Below are 17,920 nucleotides of genomic sequence, written 5' to 3' on the forward strand. Positions count from 1 at the left end.
GCCGGCGCTGGCTCAACGATTCATGCGCCAAGCCAGGGCAGGCCGCGAAAGCACCATCCCGAAATGGTCTTGCGGTGACCTTGGGCGTCCTTGTCGCCTTCAAAGCCTTCTAGCAGGTCGAAGGCTTTTGTGAAGCCTGCCTTTTCTGCCGCTACGGCCGCAAGCTTTGAGCGTGCAGCGCTGCGGCAGAGAAACAGGATCGGTGTATCAGGCGCGGCGACCTCGCGTAATTGCTCGATGAAGGCCGCGTTTGGAACGGACCCCGGGTATTGGATCCATTCGATGTGCGTGTACTGCGCAGTATCGATGGCAGGACGACCGACCCAATCCAGTTCAGCGCGCGTGCGGACGTCGACAAGGCGCACAGAAGGATCGAGTTGCAGAAGCTCAAAGGCTTCCGCCGGAAGAATAGCGCCGGCGTAGGAAAGCTGATTCTCAGCAGCGCGGCCTGTACCCTGGGAATACAACTGTTCGAGCGTGCTCATGAACGAAGGTCTCCAATCGGACATTTTAATGAGGCATTCTAGCGTGCCGATGGTGGTATCAAAGCGCGCAACGTAAGACTATGGACGCGCATCAAAAAGGTGCGCAGAGTGTGAATCGCCCTGAATCAGTGCTAACGTTATGAGTTGCTGGCCTCTATGCACTAAAAAAGTGCATTTGGGGTTTGCTGCAGTAGATGCGAAGTTTTCAAGTGTGTGCGGCTTCCCCGAAAAAGCGCGCAGCTTCAACTGCTTAGCGCAATAATGGTGCAGTTGGCATGGAAGCTGCTTTTGACTATGCCGATGGTTTCGAATCGGTTAGGCGGCGAATAAAGTTTCGTCGATTTTGTTAATCAGGAGATAGGTAATGAGCAAATCCGTGGCCGACGTCATGCAACTCGTCAAGGACGAGGACGTCAAGTTTGTCGACTTCCGTTTCACCGACACGCGCGGTAAAGAGCAACACGTTTCGGTGCCGGTCTCGGCATTCGACGAAGACAAATTTGAAAGCGGCCACGCTTTCGACGGTTCGTCTATCGCCGGATGGAAGGGCATCGAAGCGTCGGACATGCTGCTGATCCCGGATGCGGACACTGCGTTTATCGACCCGTTTTATGAAGAGTCGACGCTCGTGATGTCGTGCGACGTCGTGGAACCGTCGGACGGCAAGGGCTATGAACGCGACCCGCGTTCGCTGGCAAAACGCGCTGAAGCCTACCTGAAGAGCTCGGGTCTCGGCGACGCAGCGTTCTTCGGTCCGGAGCCGGAATTCTTCATTTTCGACTCGGTGCGCTGGAGTGCAGACCAGTCGGGCTGCTTCGTCAAGGTGGGTTCGGAAGAGGCGCCGTGGTCGTCGTCGATGGAATTCGAAGGCGGCAACACTGGTCACCGTCCCGGCACGAAGGGCGGTTACTTCCCGGTTGCGCCGGTCGACACGTTCCAGGACATCCGTTCGGAAATGTGCCTGTTGCTCGAGCAAATCGGCATCCCGGTCGAAGTGCATCACCATGAAGTAGCAGGTCAAGGCCAGAACGAAATCGGCACGAAGTTCTCGACGCTGGTTCAGCGCGCTGACTGGACGCAACAACTGAAGTACATCGTACAGAACGTGGCGCACACGTACGGCAAGACGGCAACGTTCATGCCGAAGCCGATCGTTGGCGACAACGGTTCGGGCATGCACGTTCACCAGTCGATCTGGAAGGACGGCAAGAACCTGTTCGCCGGCGACGGTTATGCGGGTCTGTCGGAATTCGCGCTGTTCTACATCGGCGGGATCATCAAGCATGCTCGCGCGCTGAACGCGATCACGAACCCGTCGACGAACTCGTACAAGCGTCTCGTGCCGCACTTCGAAGCACCGGTGAAGCTCGCTTACTCGGCCAAGAACCGTTCGGCATCGATCCGCATTCCGCACGTGTCGAATCCGAAGGGCCGCCGTATCGAAACGCGTTTCCCGGATCCGATGGCAAACCCGTACCTGTGTTTCTCGGCGCTGATGATGGCCGGTCTCGACGGCGTGCAGAACAAGATCCATCCGGGCGAAGCAGCAGACAAGAACCTGTATGACCTGCCGCCGGAAGAAGATGCAAAGATTCCGACCGTGTGTGCCGGCCTGGATCAGGCGCTCGACGCACTCGACGCTGACCGCGAGTTCCTGACGGTCGGTGGCGTGTTCACGGATTCGATGCTCGACGCGTATATCGAATTGAAGACGACGGAATTGCAGCGCTATCGCCAGGCTGTGCATCCGATCGAATTCGAGATGTACTACTCGCTGTAAGCGGATGGCGCGCGTGCTTCAGTTTCCGGTAGTCGGAAAAGCATGCCGCTCGATGCGAAGCAGAAGTGTCAGGTGAACGAAAAAGGGACGGCGCGCCGTCCCTTTTTTAATCGCCGGATCTTCGTCTCACCAGTTTCAAGACCGGGTCTCACTGCACGATGGTTCTCAAGAATCTCATCAAGGCGAGAAAGAGTCCTCCCGACAATTCGCTGTCCGACGACGCGACGCTCGTCGCCACCAATCTGCTGCCGGGCATGGAAGCGTTGCCCACGGTCGTGCTCGTGCTGGACAAGTCGACGCTGAAGATCGCATTTGCGAATCCGTCGGCGGAAGCCATGCTGGAACGCTCGCGCAGGCAACTGGCTCAAACTGCGTGGCCCGAATTGTTCGCCAACGCAGACGAGCTGGTGACGACCATTGCGTCCATTGCCGATCACAGGTTTAACGCGACCCATCTCGATGCCGTGCTCGAACGCCCCGGTCGCGAGCCGCTGCATGTTCATGCGATCGTCGCTTATCTGGAAGTAGCGCCCAATTACGTGCTGCTCGAACTCTTCGAGAACGAGCGGCACCTGAAGACCGACCGCGAAGAACGTATTCACGATCTGACCGCGGTCAACAAGCAACTGATCCGCAATCTCGCGCACGAAATCAAGAATCCGCTTGGCGGTATTCGAGGCGCTGCACAACTGCTGGAGTTCGAACTCGGCGCGCGTGAGCGCGATGAACTGCGCGAATACACGCAAGTGATCATCAAGGAATCGGACCGGCTGCAGACATTGGTCGACCGGTTGCTTGAACCGCACCGGCATCCGCATATCGTGGGCGATGTGAATATCCATGAGGTGTGCGAGCGCGTGCGCGCTGTGATTCTCGCGGAGTTTCCGCGTGGCCTCACGCTCGACCGCGATTACGACGTGAGCGTGCCCGACCTGCGCGGCGACAAGGAGCAGCTTATCCAGGCGCTGCTCAACATCGTTCGAAACGCGGCAGAAGCGCTGCGCGAACGGATTTCGCAAGGCGATGCACGTATCGAATTGCGCACACGCATCGCGCGCAAGGTGACAATCGGCAAACGCTTACACAAACTGGCACTGGACTTGCATATCACTGACAACGGTCCTGGCATCCCGGAAGAGATACGCGACCGGATCTTTTATCCGCTCGTATCAGGACGAGAAGACGGCAGCGGACTTGGCCTCACGCTTGCGCAAACTTTCGTGCAGCAACACGACGGGTTGATCGAAGTGGAAAGCAAGCCAGGCTGCACCGAATTCACGATCCTGTTGCCGTTCGAAGGATGAACGGCCTCGCCCGGCAACCAACGCAATCGCGGCAGTCATTCAACGATCAATCACGAGGGTTCATCGATATCTTGAAAAGCGCTCATGCGCCTGACCGTTTCGACGGGCTTAAACCGAACCACACGAAGACATCTCGCCGAACTATATGAAGCCGATCTGGATAGTAGACGATGACCAATCCATCCGCTGGGTGCTTGAAAAAGCCCTCGCAAGAGAGAACTTCGCGACGCGCAGTTTTTCCGGCGTCCGCGACGCGCTGACCGCACTCGAACAGGAAAGCCCGCAAGTGCTCGTGTCCGACATTCGCATGCCGGGTGGCTCGGGCCTCGAATTGCTGCAAACGGTGCGCGACAAGCTGCCCGGTCTGCCGGTCATCATCATGACGGCGTTCTCCGATCTCGACAGCGCCGTCGCCGCGTTCCAGGGTGGCGCGTTCGAGTATCTCGCCAAGCCGTTCGACGTGGACAAGGCGGTCGAACTCATCCGCCGCGCGGTCGATGAAAGCATGCGCGGCGAAGCCGCCTACGACAACAGCGTCACCGAAACGCCCGAGATGCTGGGCCAGGCTCCGGCGATGCAGGACATGTTTCGCGCGATCGGCCGTCTGTCACATTCCGCCGCCACCGTGCTCATCACGGGCGAATCAGGCACCGGAAAGGAGCTTGTCGCCCGCGCGCTGCACCGCCATAGCCCGCGCGCGAACGGGCCCTTCATCGCGCTGAACACCGCGGCGATTCCGAAGGACCTGCTCGAGTCCGAGTTGTTCGGTCACGAACGTGGCGCGTTCACGGGCGCGCAGGCCATGCGTCAGGGGCGCTTCGAGCAGGCGGAAAACGGCACGCTGTTCCTTGATGAAATCGGCGACATGCCGTTCGATCTTCAGACACGTCTGTTGCGCGTGTTATCCGACGGCCAGTTTTATCGCGTAGGCGGGCACAACCCGTTGAAGGCGAATGTTCGTGTGATCGCGGCCACTCATCAGAACCTTGAGTCTCGTGTACGCCAGGGCTTGTTTCGCGAGGACTTGTATCACCGGCTGAACGTCATCCGTTTGAGGCTTCCCGCGATGCGCGAACGTAGCGAGGACATTCCGCTGCTCACCCGCCATTTCCTGCAAAAGAGTGCGCGCGACCTCGGTGTGGAACCCAAGCGCGTGTCTGAAGATGCGCTGGCGTTCCTTGCGTCGCTGCCGTTTCCGGGCAACGTACGGCAGCTTGAGAACCTCTGCAACTGGCTGACCGTGATGGCGCCGGCGCAGACCATCGAGCGCAAGGATCTGCCGCCCGATCTCACGCCGACTCAGGAATATGCCGGCGAGAGTACGGCGCTCACAGCGTCGGCGGTGGAGGGCGGAACGAGCTCGGGTTTGGCGAGTGGTCCGAATGGCGCGCCGGTTGCACTCGGCGCTGCACCGGCCGGCATTGCCGCGAGCATCTGGGAAAACGGCTTGCGTACTGAGGTCGCGCGACTGTTGCGCGAAAATACCGCCGATGTCATGGACGAACTCGCTCGACGGTTTGAAGCCGCGGTGATTCGCGAGGCCCTCGATTTCACGCGTGGCCGCAAGGTGGAAGCGGCTGAGCGCCTGGGCATTGGCCGCAATACGATCACACGCAAGATCCAGGAACTGCATCTGGACGCGTGACGTGAAGCGGGGACGATTTCGTCCCCGCTTCATTCAATCAATGGTCGCGATAACCGGTGCGTGATCCGACGGCTGTTCCCACTTTCTCGGCACCTTGTCGACTTCGCATGCAGTGCAGCGTGCGGCGAGTTCCGCCGTCGCCAGAATGTGATCGATGCGCAACCCCGCGTTACGGCGGAATCCGAGCATCCGATAATCCCACCAAGTGAATAGTTTCTCCGGCTGCTCGAATTTGCGGAAAGTATCGGTGAGACCGAGGTCGATAAGTTGCACGAAGTGCGCACGCTCATCGGGCGAAACGAGGTTCTGGCCTTCCCATGCTTTTGGATCGTGAACGTCGCGGTCTTCCGGCGCGATGTTGTAGTCGCCGAGCAGCGCCAGTTGCGGATAGGTTTTCATTTCAACTTCTATCCAGTCGCGCAGCGCTTCCAGCCAACGCATCTTGTATGCGAACTTTTCGGTGCCGGGCGCTTGTCCATTCGGAAAATAGGCCGAGATGATCCGGACGCCTTCGACCGTCAGGGCAATCACGCGTTGTTGCGGATCCTCGAACGCGGGGATGTTGCGCACGATCGTGGTTTCATCGACGCTCAAACTGCTGCGCACCAGAATACCGACGCCGTTGTAGGTCTTCTGGCCTGCGTACCAGCTCTTGTAGCCAGCGGCTTCGAGTTCGGCCACGGGAAATTTGTCGTCAGTGAGTTTGAGTTCCTGCAGGCACAGCACATCGACGCCGCTCGTTGCCAGCCAGTCGATAACGTGCTGCTGGCGGACTTTGAGGGAGTTGACGTTCCAAGTGGCAATTTTCATGAAGTAAATGTTTGGGTTTGACTCTGATCAGTGATGCAGCGGCACGGCGACGAGTTTGACGCCCAGCGCGGCCGCTACTTTCTGGATGGTTTCGAACCGGGGTTTCGCGCCTTCGGAGAGCGACTTGTAAAGGCTTTCGCGCTGCACGCCGGCGTCGGAGGCGACCTTCGACATGCCGCGTGCCTTTACGACGTCGGCAAGCGCCGAGAGCAGAATATCCGAGTCGCCCGAAGCAAGCGCTTCATTCAGATAAGCTGCGATGGCCTCTTCGCTGTCGAGATAGTCGGATGCGTCGAATGCTGAAATTTGAGTGGAGTTCATTTCCGTTCCTGTCTGATTCGCTGCCACATGGCCTTCGCTCGGGCGATATCCGCTACTTGCCCTTGCTTGCAGCCGCCTGCTAACAAGAGATAGACGCTCAGGCCGTCGCGCACATAGTAAACACGATACCCCGCGCCGGTGTGGATCCGCATTTCCCAGACGCTTTCGCCAACATCGTGGCAATCGCCAAAATTACCCTTCGCTGCGCGCTTGATCCGGACCAGGATCGTGGCACGTGCGCTCAGGTCTTTTACGCTCAACAGCCAACCTGAAAATTCACGCGTTTGATTGATGGTGTTGGTCATGCACGTGAATCCCGAGTAAGAGTCGAGCGGGATATCTGGCATCGAGTGTATCTCATTGGATACAGTGATTCAAGATATCGTTTAGTGGGGTGTGGCAGTCAGATCACAGGGATTACTTTGACCTGCGCGCCCTCGCTCTTGAAGTCGACCGAATGGCTAACGCGGCCCGTACGCTCGAAATTCTTCTTTCTGTCCCGCTACAATGTCCAGAACACCTCAGCGAAAGGACGAGCCCCATGGACCTGATCATTCGACGCGCCGCGCTCGCCCACTCGCGCGATCCTGTGGATATCGGCATCAAAGACGGCCGCTTTGCCGCCATCGAGCCGCGGCTCGACGCCACGGCGCCTGAAGAAATCGACGCTGCGGGTGCTCTCGTCACGGCGCCGTTCATCGATGCGCATTTCCACATGGACGCTACGCTGTCCTACGGCTTGCCGCGCGTGAACGCGTCGGGAACGTTGCTGGAAGGCATCGCATTGTGGGGTGAACTGAAGCCTGAGCTCACGCAAGAGGCGCTGGTCGACCGAGCGATGCAATATTGCGACTGGGCCGTCGCACGCGGTCTGCTCGCGATCCGTTCTCATGTCGACGTGTGCGATCCGCGTCTGCTTGCGGTGGAAGCGCTGCGTGAAGTGAAGCGTCGAGTGAAGCCATATCTCGACCTGCAACTCGTTGCGTTCCCGCAAGACGGCATCTTGCGCAGCAAAGGCGCTTTCGAGAATTTGAAGCGTGCAATATCGATGGGCGTCGACGTCGTCGGCGGCATTCCGCATTTCGAGCGCACGATGGCCGACGGCGCCGAGTCTGTGCGGCTGTTGTGCGAGTTCGCAGCAGAGAAGGGCTTGCGCGTAGACATGCATTGCGATGAATCCGATGACCCCATGTCGCGGCATATCGAAACGCTGGCGGCGCAGACGCATCGGCTGGGGTTGCAGGGGCGTGTGACCGGTTCGCACTTGACTTCCATGCACTCCATGGACAACTACTACGTGAGCAAGCTGATCCCGTTGATCCGCGATTCGGGCGTGGCCGCAATCGCAAATCCGCTGATCAACATCACGCTGCAGGGGCGCGCCGATACTTACCCGAAGCGTCGCGGCATGACGCGCGTGCCTGAACTGATGGCGGCGGGCGTCGACGTTGCGTTTGGCCACGACTGCGTGATGGACCCCTGGTACAGCCTCGGTTCCGGCGACATGCTCGAGGTGGCGCATATGGGATTGCACGTGGCGCAGATGACGGGCATCGACGCAATGCGCGCCGCGTTCGAAGCGGTGACTGCGACACCGGCGAAGATCCTGGGTATCGAAGGATATGGGATTGCCGTGGGTAACAACGCGGATTGCGTGGTGCTGGACGCGCGTGATCCTGTCGAAGCGATTCGACTACGGGCGGCACGCACGGCTGTGCTTCGACGAGGGAAGGTGATCAGCCGTTCACCGTCGATGCGGGCGAAGTTGAGCCTCGAGGGGCGGCCGGCGGAAGTGAATTTCAGGCTGGACCGCTAAAGCCGTTGACCAAAAAAAAAGCGGCCCCGAGAGGGACCGCTTCATCAACTCAAAAAAACAATCAATGCGCAGCGGTCGGCGACATGCCGTTATGCCTCAACAGCGCATCGATATTCGGCTCACGGCCGCGGAACGCCTTGAACGAGTCCATTGCTGGCCGGCTCCCGCCAACCTCGAGAATCTCGCGACGATACCGGATACCCGTTTCTGCATCCAGCACTGAACCGCCGCCGAGCTTCGCCGCTTCTTCGAAAGCCGCGTAAGCATCCGCCGACAACACTTCCGCCCACTTGTAGCTGTAGTACCCCGCCGCGTACCCGCCCGCGAAAATATGCGTGAAGGTATTGGTCCAGCGTGAGAAGGGCGCCTGTGGCACGACGTGGAAACGCTCGTTGATCTCACGCGCGAAGTCGTTGACGTTGGTAGCGCCTGCCGGATCGTAGTTGCTGTGAAGCTGGATGTCGAACATGGACAGTACGATCTGGCGCAATGTGCCCAGGCCGCTCTGGAAGTTCTTGGCTGCCAGCATCTTGTCGAAGAGTTCGCGCGGCAACGTGGCGCCCGTATCGACGTGACCGGACATGTCGGTGAGGACGTCCCATTCCCAGCAGAAGTTCTCCATGAATTGCGACGGCAGCTCGACCGCGTCCCATTCGACGCCATTGATGCCGGAGACGCCGAGTTCATCGACGCGCGTAAGCATGTGATGCAACCCATGGCCGAATTCGTGGAACAGGGTGATGACTTCGTCGTGTGTGAAGCAGGCGGGCTTTCCACCGACTGGCGCCGAGAAGTTGCAGGTCAGGTACGCAACCGGTGTCTGCACGCCGCCATCCTGGCTCTTGCGGCGTGAGCGGGCATCGTCCATCCATGCGCCGCCACGCTTGCCTTCGCGCGCGTACAGATCGAGATAGAACTGCGCGACCAGCGAGCCGTCCTTGTTCTCGACGCGGAAAAAGCGCACGTCCTGGTTCCAGACGGGAGCTTCATCGCGACGAATCGAAACGCCGAACAAGGTCTCCGTGACCTTGAACAAGCCCTTCAACACGGCTTCCTGCGGGAAGTATTGCTTCACTTCGTTTTCGGAAAACGAGTAGCGTTGCTGGCGCAGACGTTCGGCGGCGAAGGTCGAATCCCAAGGCTGCAGTTCCGGCATGCCGAGTTCGGTCGCGGCGAACGCGCGCAACTCCATCCAGTCCTGTTCCGCGTGCGGACGTGCGCGCACCGCGAGGTCTTCCAGGAACGAGACCACTTGCGCCGGCGACTCGGCCATCTTCGGCGCGAGGGAAACCTCGGCGAAATTCTGGTAGCCGAGCGCGTGCGCTTCTTCGTCGCGCAGCTTCAATTGCTCGACCACGTTCGCCGTGTTGTCCCATTCGGGCTTGCCTCGGCCGTAGTTCGCGCCGAGCTCGGACGCCCGCGTCACATACGCGCGATACATCGCTTCACGCAGGGGCCGGTGTTCGGCGTATTGCATGACCGGGAAATACGACGGGAAATGCAGCGTGAACTTCCAGCCTTCGACGCCTTCTTTCTGCGCGGCTTCGCGCGCAGCCTCGATCACGTCTTCCGGCAAGCCCGCAAGCTCGCTTTCATTCGTCACGATGTACGAAAACGCATTGGTGGCATCGAGCACGTGATCGGAAAATGCCTTCGACAGCGCCGCCTGTTCTTCCTGCAGACGCGCGAAGCGTGGTTTCTTGTCCTCGGGCAACTCGGCGCCTGACAAACGGAAACCGCGCAATTCATTGCTGAGCAGCTTCTTCTGCTCGGCTGTGAGTGTTGCGTGTTCGTCGCTCGCGGCGATGGCCTTGTATTTCTCGTAGAGCGCCAGATTCTGCCCAACACTTGCTGAGAACTCGGTCACGCGCGGCAGATTTTCGGCATGGGCGGCGCGCAATTCGGGGGTATCGGCGACGGCGTTCAAGTGGCCGATGACGCCCCAGGCACGTGACAACCGTTCGCTCGCGCGCTCGACACTTTCCACGATGTCATGCCACGTCGCCGGTGTTTCGGGCGCGGCGGCATGATCGACCGCGGCTTTTGCGTCGGCGAGCAGCACGTCGAGCGCGGGCGTGACGTGTTCAGGCTTGATATCGTTGAAAAGGGGCAGGTCGGAGAAGTCGAGCAGCGGGTTGCCCTGGACTTGGGACTGAGCTTGATTCGCGGTATTCGATGGTGTCGAACTGGACATGACTCTCCCGGTCTCGGATGAAAATCTTTAAGAAAAAACACAACGGCGCGCCCGACAAACGTAACGCGCCGAATTGACGGTGATCAATCTATTGTGGGGACGCCTTGGCCAATTCTCAAATCGTTTCTGACTACGGCGGCGATTGATGCATCACGCACTTGACAGGCACGAGCGTCGCGCGGTGAATCAGTCGCGGTCCTGCTGCATTGTTCGTTCCGCAGCTTCGATGGTATTCACCAGCAGCATGGTGATCGTCATCGGCCCGACACCGCCCGGCACCGGCGTAATGAATCCGGCAACATCCTTTACATTCGCAAAGTCCACGTCGCCGCACAGTTTGCCGTTTTCGTCCCGGTTCATGCCGACATCGATTACCGTTGCGCCTGGCTTGAGCATATCCGCGGTCAGGATGTTGCGCCGGCCCGTCGCCGCGACGACCACATCTGCGTGGCGCGTGAGCGCCGCCAGATCGCGCGTCTTGCTGTGCGTGATGGTGACCGTGGCGCCGGCTTCGAGCAGCAGCATGGCCATCGGCTTGCCGACGATGTTCGAGCGCCCGATCACGACCGCATTCGCGCCTTCCAGCGCGATTTTGTGCGCCTCGAACATCTTCATCACGCCATAGGGGGTGCAGGGACGGAACAACGGCTTGCCGGTCATCAGGGCGCCCGCATTCTCGACGTTGAAGCCGTCGACATCCTTCGCCGGCGCGATTGCTTCGATGACCTTGTGGCTGTCGATATGTTTCGGCAGCGGCAGCTGGATCAGAATGCCGTGGACGTTCGGATCGTTGTTCAGGTCGTCGATTCGGGTCAGCAATTCGCTTTCCGTGAGCGTGGACGGGTAACGATCGAACACGGAATGCAGGCCGTTGTCCTGGCACGCCTTGACCTTGTTGCGCACGTAGACTTCACTGGCCGGATTTTCGCCGACGAGGACAACGGCGAGGCCCGGCTGCTGGCCACGGGCGGTCAACGCGGCGGCGCGTGAAGCGACATCGGCGCGAATGGTCTTGGAGAGGGCGTTGCCGTCGATGATTTGGGCAGTCATAGGAATCTGGGCGGGGAGGCCGCCGGGTGCTTGAAGGGCGCAGAGCGCGGGAGGCTGTCGTGCCGATGGAATTCCACAGGCGTAACGTTGCGGTCAGACTTGAATTATACCCGCCATGGCTCGGCGGATTTGTATGGGGAGAGGTGCCGGGAAGGGTAAAAGCTGGTGTTGAGGCGCGTTCGTAGCGAATGCTGAACGCGCAAGCCGATCGTTCGGCGAAGTTGCAACACCGGCGCCGCCGGCCTGATAACCGGCGCGCCGATGTAACGGTAAAACCTTACTGCGCCTGCTGCGTCTGCGGCTTGTTGGAAAGCGCGAGCCTCAGCAAGTCGGCAACGGTATTCACGGAAAGCTTCTCCATGATATTCGCCCGATGTGCCTCGACCGTCTTGATGCTGATTCCGAGGTCATCGGCGATCTGCTTGTTCAGGCGCCCCGCGATGATCCGCTCAAGCACCTGGTGTTCGCGCGCAGTCAGTTTGCCCAGCCGCTCGGCCGCAGCACGCTGCTGCTGCACGCTCGAGCTTTCGGTACGCGCCTTGTCGAGCATGCGTTCCACGAGCTTGCGCAACTCGGCTTCATCGAACGGCTTTTCGATGAAATCCATCGCGCCCTTCTTCATGGTCGAGACAGCCATGGGCACGTCGCCGTGACCCGTCACGAAGATGATCGGCAGCAGCGAATTCTCGGCGATCAGCTTTTCCTGCAACTCGAGACCGCTCATGCCGGACATGCGCACATCGAGTATCAGGCACGAGATCGCGCCGGAATGGGCGATCGGGAGGTAAGCATCGAGGTACGCTTCAGCGCTCGCGAAACACGAGACGCGGTAGCCATTGGCTTCAAGCAGCCAGCGCAAAGAATCACGCACGGCCTCGTCGTCGTCGACGACAAACACCGTTTCCTGAGTGGTGACTGTGCTCATAGCTCTCCCGTAACAGTTTGTTGTGTGGGTTGATGGCTGAGAGCCTCCTGCCCGCTATTACCCGGACTGTCGGCTTCTCCGATTGGCAAACTGCAATGGAATGTCGCGCCCGTGACCTGGCCGGCGGTGTCGATATTGTTCACCACCCAAAGCCGTCCACGATGCGATTCGATGATCGACCGGCAAATATTCAGCCCCATGCCCATGCCGTCCGACTTGGTGCTGTAGAAGGGCTCGAACAGGCGCTCGGCGGTGGCTTCGTCCACGCCCGGCCCCTGGTCGACCACGCTGATGCATACGAAACCGCCGTCGGTGCGCTGCACGACCACGCGGATCACCGGATCGACGGCGTTCGGCTTGGCGTCGTGCATGGCTTCGGCCGCGTTCTTCAGCAAGTTCACGAGCACTTGTTCGATCAGCACCGGGTCCACATGGATCACCGGCATGCGCGAACGGATTTCGGTGAGTATTCGGATCTTGCGCTTGCGTGCTTCGATTTCCGCAAGACCCACGGCGTCCGCCACGATGTCACTGACACGCGTCGGCTGCCGCTTTGGCTCGCTGCGCTTCACGAATTCGCGGATGCGCTTGATGATCATGCCCGCACGCACCGCCTGCTGCGCGGTTTTTTCGAGCACGGGCAGCAGCGCGTCCTGCGTCATCCGCCCCGATTTCACGAGCGCGACGCAACCCGAACAGTAGTTATTGATCGCGGCGAGCGGCTGATTCAGTTCATGCGCAAGCGATGACGCCATCTCGCCCATCGTCATCAGGCGGCTGGTGAATTGCAGCTTTTCTTCCTGCTGATCGGCGAGTTCCTGCGCTTGTTTGCGCGTGGTGATGTCGGTCGCGATCTGCATCTGTGCGAGGTGACCGTCCACCCACTGGATGTACTGGCGGCGTACTTCGAACCATTTCTGGATGCCTTCCACATACACTTCCTGCGCGTCCGATGTACTTTCGGTCAGCGCAGTGGCGGGCAGGCCGGCGTAGGTATCGACCATATCGATGGAATCGGACGACGCCTGGGCCGTATCGAAACCCGCGCCCGCAAGTTCGAGATGGCCGTCCGGACGGATGCCGAACAAATGCCGGTAATAGCGGTTCGCGAACAGCAGTTCGGCTTCGTCGGCGGCTAGCACGGACACGGCGGCGTCGAGGCTTTCGAGCACGGTCGTGAAGCGCTCGTGCGCAGCGGCGAGGTCCTCGCGGGCGCGGCGCGGCTCGGTGATGTCGGTCATGGAAGACATCCAGCCCGTCTGGCGTCCCGAACTGTCGATCAGCGGCGACACGTAAAGCCGTGCATGGAAGAACGAACCGTCCTTGCGACGCACGCGCAGTTCAAATCCGGACGATGGCGCCTTGCCGCGCAATGTCATGTCGAGTTGCCGCTGCATCTCGGGGTACGCGTCTTTCGGCCAGTACGGGAAGGGTGCCACCTTGCCGACCAGATCGCTTTCGTCCCAGCCCGTCATGCGGCAAAACGCCGGGTTCACGTGCGTGATCCGGCCGTGCATGTCGAGCACGCGCATGCCGATCAGCACCGAGTTTTCCATCGCGCGGCGAAAGAATGCTTCGGCGTAAAGCGCCTGCTGCGCTTCGAAACGTTGCCGCGTGTGTTTCCAGAGACTCCACAAGCTCCACAACACGAAACACGACAACCCGGCGACGAGCCAGACGAGCGTGTTGTTGGTGAAATTGGTGAGTTGCGGGAACGAATAAACGCGTACCGACACCCCTTGTCCCGGCGGATCGAGCGGCAAATCGTAGAACATGTCGCGCGGCAAGCGTGGCCGGGTCGACGTCGTGGCGAGTTCGCGGTTGTTGAGATCGGTGATGGAAATCTTGTACTTCGCGGAAAGCTCGGAGGGAATGTCGTGCTTCAGAATCCCTTCGATGGAAAACACCGCCGCTATCGAGCCCAGGAACTCGCGATCGCGATACACCGGTGTCTGCAGCGTGATGTAGCCGTTGCCGACGTCATCGTAGATAAGGGGGGAGTAAATCTGGCGGCGGGTGGTGCGGGCTTCGTCAAAGGCGGCCTGGACGGCGTCGTCCATCTGCGCGTCCGTGGGTTTGGCGAGCCGCGAACCCAGCACGGGCAACGGCGTGTTTGGCCAGCGCGGTTTGTGCAGCGCCGTGTACCAGTTCATGTAGAGAATCTCGGGATGCCCCTGCATGATGTCGCCCGTGGAACTCTGGAACGACTGGGGATCGCCGTGGCCGGCCGCGATATCACGTGCGAGCGCCTGGACCTGTTCTTGCGCGCCGGTCATGGAAAGCCGGATCTGCTGCTGCGCCCATGCGACATTTCGATACAGCGTGTCCTCTTGCTGCTGCTGCTCGCGCCGGTTGAGGCTCCATAAGATGAGGCTCATCACGACGAGGAACACCAGAATGGATATCAGCGGCGTGAGCAAATACGAGTTCGACCACCACGGTCCGTGGTGCCAGCGGGTCGGCGCCGTGTCGTTGAGTTTCTTCGACGAGCGGGCCGAGCGTGCGAAAAGCCGGTCGGTCAACATGCGCGCAATTGTAACGCAGCGAAGGACTGTTAAAAGGCGTAAAAAGGCTTCAAAAGCCCGGCATTTGATTGCAAGGACACTAAACCTCTCTCAAAAAGTCCTTGTCCCACGGTGCGTTGCAGCATTTTTCCGCATTATGAGATTGCCTCTCATGATTCGAAAAATTGCTTGCGTTACCGTTTATAGCCTCTTTAGAATTGCCGCACGCGCGCTTGTCCCCATTGTTTTCCGCGGCTGATCCCGTGGTTTTCCATAAGGCTCGCGTCGTCTGTTCACAGAGCGTTCCTCAAATCAGGAGACGAGCATGTCCGCTGTACCCGACGAAGTGATGAAATATGTCGCCAACGCCAAGGATGACGAAGATCCCCAGGAAACCGCAGAGTGGCTCGAAGCCCTCGACGGCGTTATCTCGGCGGAAGGCCCGGATCGCGCACATTACCTGATCGAAAAGCAGATCGAATTCGCACGCGTGCACGGCGAACATCTGCCGTTCTCGGCGAACACGCCGTACATCAATACCATCCCCGTTGCCGCCCAATCGAAGATTCCTGGCGACCAGGACATCGAACACAAGATCCGCTCGTACACCCGCTGGAACGCGATTGCCATGGTGCTGCGCGCCGGCAAGGACACGAACGTGGGCGGTCATATCGCTTCGTTCGCGTCTGCGGCGACGCTGTATGACGTCGGTTTCAACCACTTTTGGCACGCGCCGTCGCCCGAACATGGCGGCGACCTGGTGTTCGTGCAAGGCCACTCATCGCCGGGCGTGTATGCCCGCGCGTTCCTGCTCGGCCGCCTGAAGCAGAGCCAGCTCGACAACTTCCGCCAGGAAGTGGGCGGCGAGGGCATTTCGTCTTATCCGCATCCGTGGCTGATGCCGGACTTCTGGCAATTCCCGACCGTATCGATGGGCCTCGGCCCGATCATGGCGATCTATCAAGCGCGCTTCATGAAGTACATCGATGCGCGCGGTATCGCCAAGGCGGGCAACCGCAAGGTCTGGGCGTTCCTCGGCGACGGCGAAACGGACGAACCGGAATCGCTCGGCGCAATCGGCATGGCCGGTCGCGAGCGCCTGGACAATCTCGTCTTCGTGATCAACTGCAACTTGCAGCGCCTCGACGGTCCCGTGCGCGGCAACGGCAAGATCATTCAGGAACTCGAAAGCGAGTTCCGCGGCGCCGGCTGGAACGTGATCAAGGTGGTGTGGGGCAGCCGCTGGGACTCGCTCTTCGCACGCGATAAAACCGGTGCATTGATGCGCCGGATGATGGAAGTGGTCGACGGCGAATATCAAACGTACAAGTCGGAATCGGGCGCATATGTGCGCGAGCATTTCTTCAACACGCCGGAACTCAAGGCGATGGTTGCAGAGTGGTCCGACGAAGACATCTGGAACCTGAATCGCGGCGGTCACGATCCGCACAAGATCTACGCGGCGTACGCCGAAGCATCGAAGACGAAGGGCCAGCCGACTGTCATCCTCGCCAAGACCATCAAGGGTTATGGCATGGGCGAAGCCGGTCAGGCCATGAACATCACGCACCAGCAGAAGAAGCTGCACACGGATCAGCTGAAGAAATTCCGCGACCAGTTCAAGCTGCCGATTCCCGACGACCAGATCGCCGACGTGCCGTACCTGACGTTCGAAGAAGGTTCGAAGGAACTCGAGTACATGCGCGCTCGCCGCCAGGAACTCGGTGGTTACCTGCCGGCCCGCCGTCAGAAGGCCGAGTCGCTGCCGGTGCCGGATCTGTCGGTGTTCGAACCGGTGCTGAAGGGCACGGGTCCGGGCCGCGAGATCTCCACGACCATGGCGTTCGTGCGGATCCTCAACATCCTGTTGAAGGACAAGGCGCTCGGCAAACGGATCGTTCCGATCGTGCCGGATGAATCGCGTACCTTCGGCATGGAAGGGCTGTTCCGCCAGATCGGTATCTGGAATCAGGACGGCCAGAAGTATGTGCCGGAAGATTCGGATCAGTTGATGTTCTATCGTGAATCGGAAACCGGCCAGATCCTGCAGGAAGGGATCAACGAAGCCGGCGGGATGTGTGACTGGATTGCGGCGGCGACGTCGTACTCCACGCATAACGAGATCATGATCCCGTTCTACATCTTCTATTCCATGTTCGGCTTCCAGCGCATCGGCGACCTGGCATGGGCGGCGGGCGACATGCGTTCGCGCGGCTTCCTGCTGGGTGGTACGGCGGGACGCACGACGTTGAACGGCGAAGGCCTGCAGCACGAAGACGGCCACTCGCTGATGTGGGCAGCGTCCGTCCCGAACTGCGTGAGCTACGACCCGACCTTCGGTTACGAACTCGCGGTGATCATGCAGGACGGCCTGCGTCGCATGGTGGCCGAGCAGGAAGACGTGTACTACTACGTCACGGTCATGAACGAGAACTACGAGCACCCGGCGATCCCGCAAAGCGATTCGGTTGCGGCCGATATCGTCAAGGGCATGTACGCGTTCCGCAAGTCGGATGCCGACGCAAAGGCACCGCGCGTTCAACTGATGGGCGCAGGCACGATCTTCAACGAAGTGATCGCCGCCGCTGACCTGCTGAAGAACGACTGGAATGTCGCTGCCGACCTCTGGAGCGTTCCGAGCTTTACCGAGCTCGCACGCGACGGCATGGACGTCGAGCGCTGGAACCTGCTGCATCCGACCGAAGAGCGTCGGGTCTCGCACGTGACCAAGCTGCTGAAGGACGCGAAGGGTCCGGTGATTGCATCGACCGATTATGTGCGTGCGCTGGTCGACCAGATCCGCGGCTTCGTGCCGAACAAGTTTGTCGTGCTCGGCACGGACGGTTATGGCCGTTCGGACACACGTGAAAAGCTGCGCCACTTCTTCGAAGTCGACCGCTACTGGGTCACCGTCGCCGCGCTCAACGCGTTGGCCGACGAAGGCACGATCGACCGCAAGGTCGTCGCCGAGGCGATCAAGAAGTACGAGCTCGACCCCGCCAAACCCAACCCGATGACGGTTTAACGTATCGGCCCCCGAGTGTTGCTGCGTGAAGTCGCCTTGGCCCTGGCTGTCAGCCTCGTGC

At 59.9% G+C, this 17,920-nt stretch carries 13 protein-coding genes; 5 read left to right on the forward strand and 8 right to left on the reverse strand.

All coding sequences use genetic code 11. From position 1 onward, the window contains the following. Window positions 1–20: 20 nt before the first annotated feature. Window positions 21–485: a rhodanese-like domain-containing protein gene (locus AX768_RS05030; protein ID WP_061999035.1), complete on the reverse strand. Its 465-nt coding sequence runs from the start codon at window positions 483–485 to the stop codon at window positions 21–23. A 364-nt stretch (window positions 486–849) separates the two neighbouring features. On the opposite strand from AX768_RS05030, the gene glnA reads away from it, so the two are divergent. The 3 genes from glnA to ntrC all read left to right on the forward strand — a co-directional run bounded on the left by glnA (window position 850) and on the right by ntrC (window position 5,214). Next, window positions 850–2,265, forward strand: a complete 1,416-nt coding sequence (gene glnA / locus AX768_RS05035) for a type I glutamate--ammonia ligase (RefSeq protein ID WP_061999036.1) — start codon at window positions 850–852, stop codon at window positions 2,263–2,265. Window positions 2,266–2,423: 158 nt separating this feature from the next. Further along, complete coding sequence (gene glnL, locus AX768_RS05040; protein WP_061999037.1) at window positions 2,424–3,569, forward strand: nitrogen regulation protein NR(II); 1,146 nt, start codon at window positions 2,424–2,426, stop codon at window positions 3,567–3,569. Between the two features lie 145 nt (window positions 3,570–3,714). Continuing rightward, entirely contained in the window at window positions 3,715–5,214 is a 1,500-nt protein-coding gene (ntrC, locus tag AX768_RS05045; protein WP_061999038.1) for a nitrogen regulation protein NR(I), read from the forward strand. Window positions 5,215–5,247: 33 nt separating this feature from the next. Here the strand turns inward: ntrC and xth are convergent, their stop codons facing one another. The 3 genes from xth to AX768_RS05060 are packed head-to-tail and all read right to left on the reverse strand — an operon-like array spanning window position 5,248 to window position 6,650. Then, on the reverse strand, window positions 5,248–6,024 hold the full coding sequence (gene xth, locus AX768_RS05050) for an exodeoxyribonuclease III (protein WP_061999039.1): 777 nt from the start codon (window positions 6,022–6,024) through the stop codon (window positions 5,248–5,250). A 27-nt stretch (window positions 6,025–6,051) separates the two neighbouring features. Then, window positions 6,052–6,345 (reverse strand): addiction module antidote protein, encoded by a 294-nt coding sequence (locus AX768_RS05055; protein ID WP_061999040.1) that lies wholly within the window; start codon window positions 6,343–6,345, stop codon window positions 6,052–6,054. Further along, a complete protein-coding gene (locus AX768_RS05060; RefSeq protein ID WP_061999041.1) occupies window positions 6,342–6,650 on the reverse strand; it encodes a type II toxin-antitoxin system RelE/ParE family toxin in 309 nt (102 codons plus the stop codon). Before AX768_RS05060 ends, AX768_RS05055 begins: the two co-directional genes overlap by 4 nt. 236 nt (window positions 6,651–6,886) lie before the next feature. Here AX768_RS05060 and AX768_RS05065 point away from each other — a divergent pair, with 236 nt between their 5' ends. Continuing rightward, a complete protein-coding gene (locus AX768_RS05065; RefSeq protein ID WP_061999042.1) occupies window positions 6,887–8,161 on the forward strand; it encodes an amidohydrolase family protein in 1,275 nt (424 codons plus the stop codon). Window positions 8,162–8,222: 61 nt separating this feature from the next. Here the strand turns inward: AX768_RS05065 and AX768_RS05070 are convergent, their stop codons facing one another. From AX768_RS05070 to fixL, 4 genes are all read right to left on the reverse strand, one after another. After that, on the reverse strand, window positions 8,223–10,355 hold the full coding sequence (locus tag AX768_RS05070; RefSeq protein ID WP_061999043.1) for a M3 family metallopeptidase: 2,133 nt from the start codon (window positions 10,353–10,355) through the stop codon (window positions 8,223–8,225). A 186-nt stretch (window positions 10,356–10,541) separates the two neighbouring features. Beyond that, window positions 10,542–11,405, reverse strand: coding sequence for a bifunctional methylenetetrahydrofolate dehydrogenase/methenyltetrahydrofolate cyclohydrolase FolD (gene folD, locus AX768_RS05075; protein WP_061999044.1), 864 nt, complete (start codon window positions 11,403–11,405; stop codon window positions 10,542–10,544). A 277-nt stretch (window positions 11,406–11,682) separates the two neighbouring features. After that, entirely contained in the window at window positions 11,683–12,330 is a 648-nt protein-coding gene (gene fixJ / locus AX768_RS05080; RefSeq protein WP_060816916.1) for an oxygen response regulator transcription factor FixJ, read from the reverse strand. Then, the gene (gene fixL / locus AX768_RS05085) at window positions 12,327–14,855 is read right to left on the reverse strand and encodes an oxygen sensor histidine kinase FixL (RefSeq protein ID WP_061999045.1); all 2,529 of its coding nucleotides are present in this window, start codon (window positions 14,853–14,855) and stop codon (window positions 12,327–12,329) included. The genes fixJ and fixL overlap by 4 nt, the downstream gene beginning before the upstream one ends. A gap of 304 nt (window positions 14,856–15,159) precedes the next feature. Here fixL and aceE point away from each other — a divergent pair, with 304 nt between their 5' ends. Beyond that, window positions 15,160–17,859 carry a pyruvate dehydrogenase (acetyl-transferring), homodimeric type gene (gene aceE / locus AX768_RS05090; RefSeq protein WP_061999046.1) on the forward strand — a complete coding sequence of 900 codons (2,700 nt, stop codon included), beginning with the start codon at window positions 15,160–15,162 and terminating at the stop codon, window positions 17,857–17,859. Window positions 17,860–17,920: the final 61 nt, after the last annotated feature.

The sequence above is a fragment of the Burkholderia sp. PAMC 28687 genome (genome assembly GCF_001577465.1).
Taxonomy (GTDB): domain Bacteria; phylum Pseudomonadota; class Gammaproteobacteria; order Burkholderiales; family Burkholderiaceae; genus Caballeronia.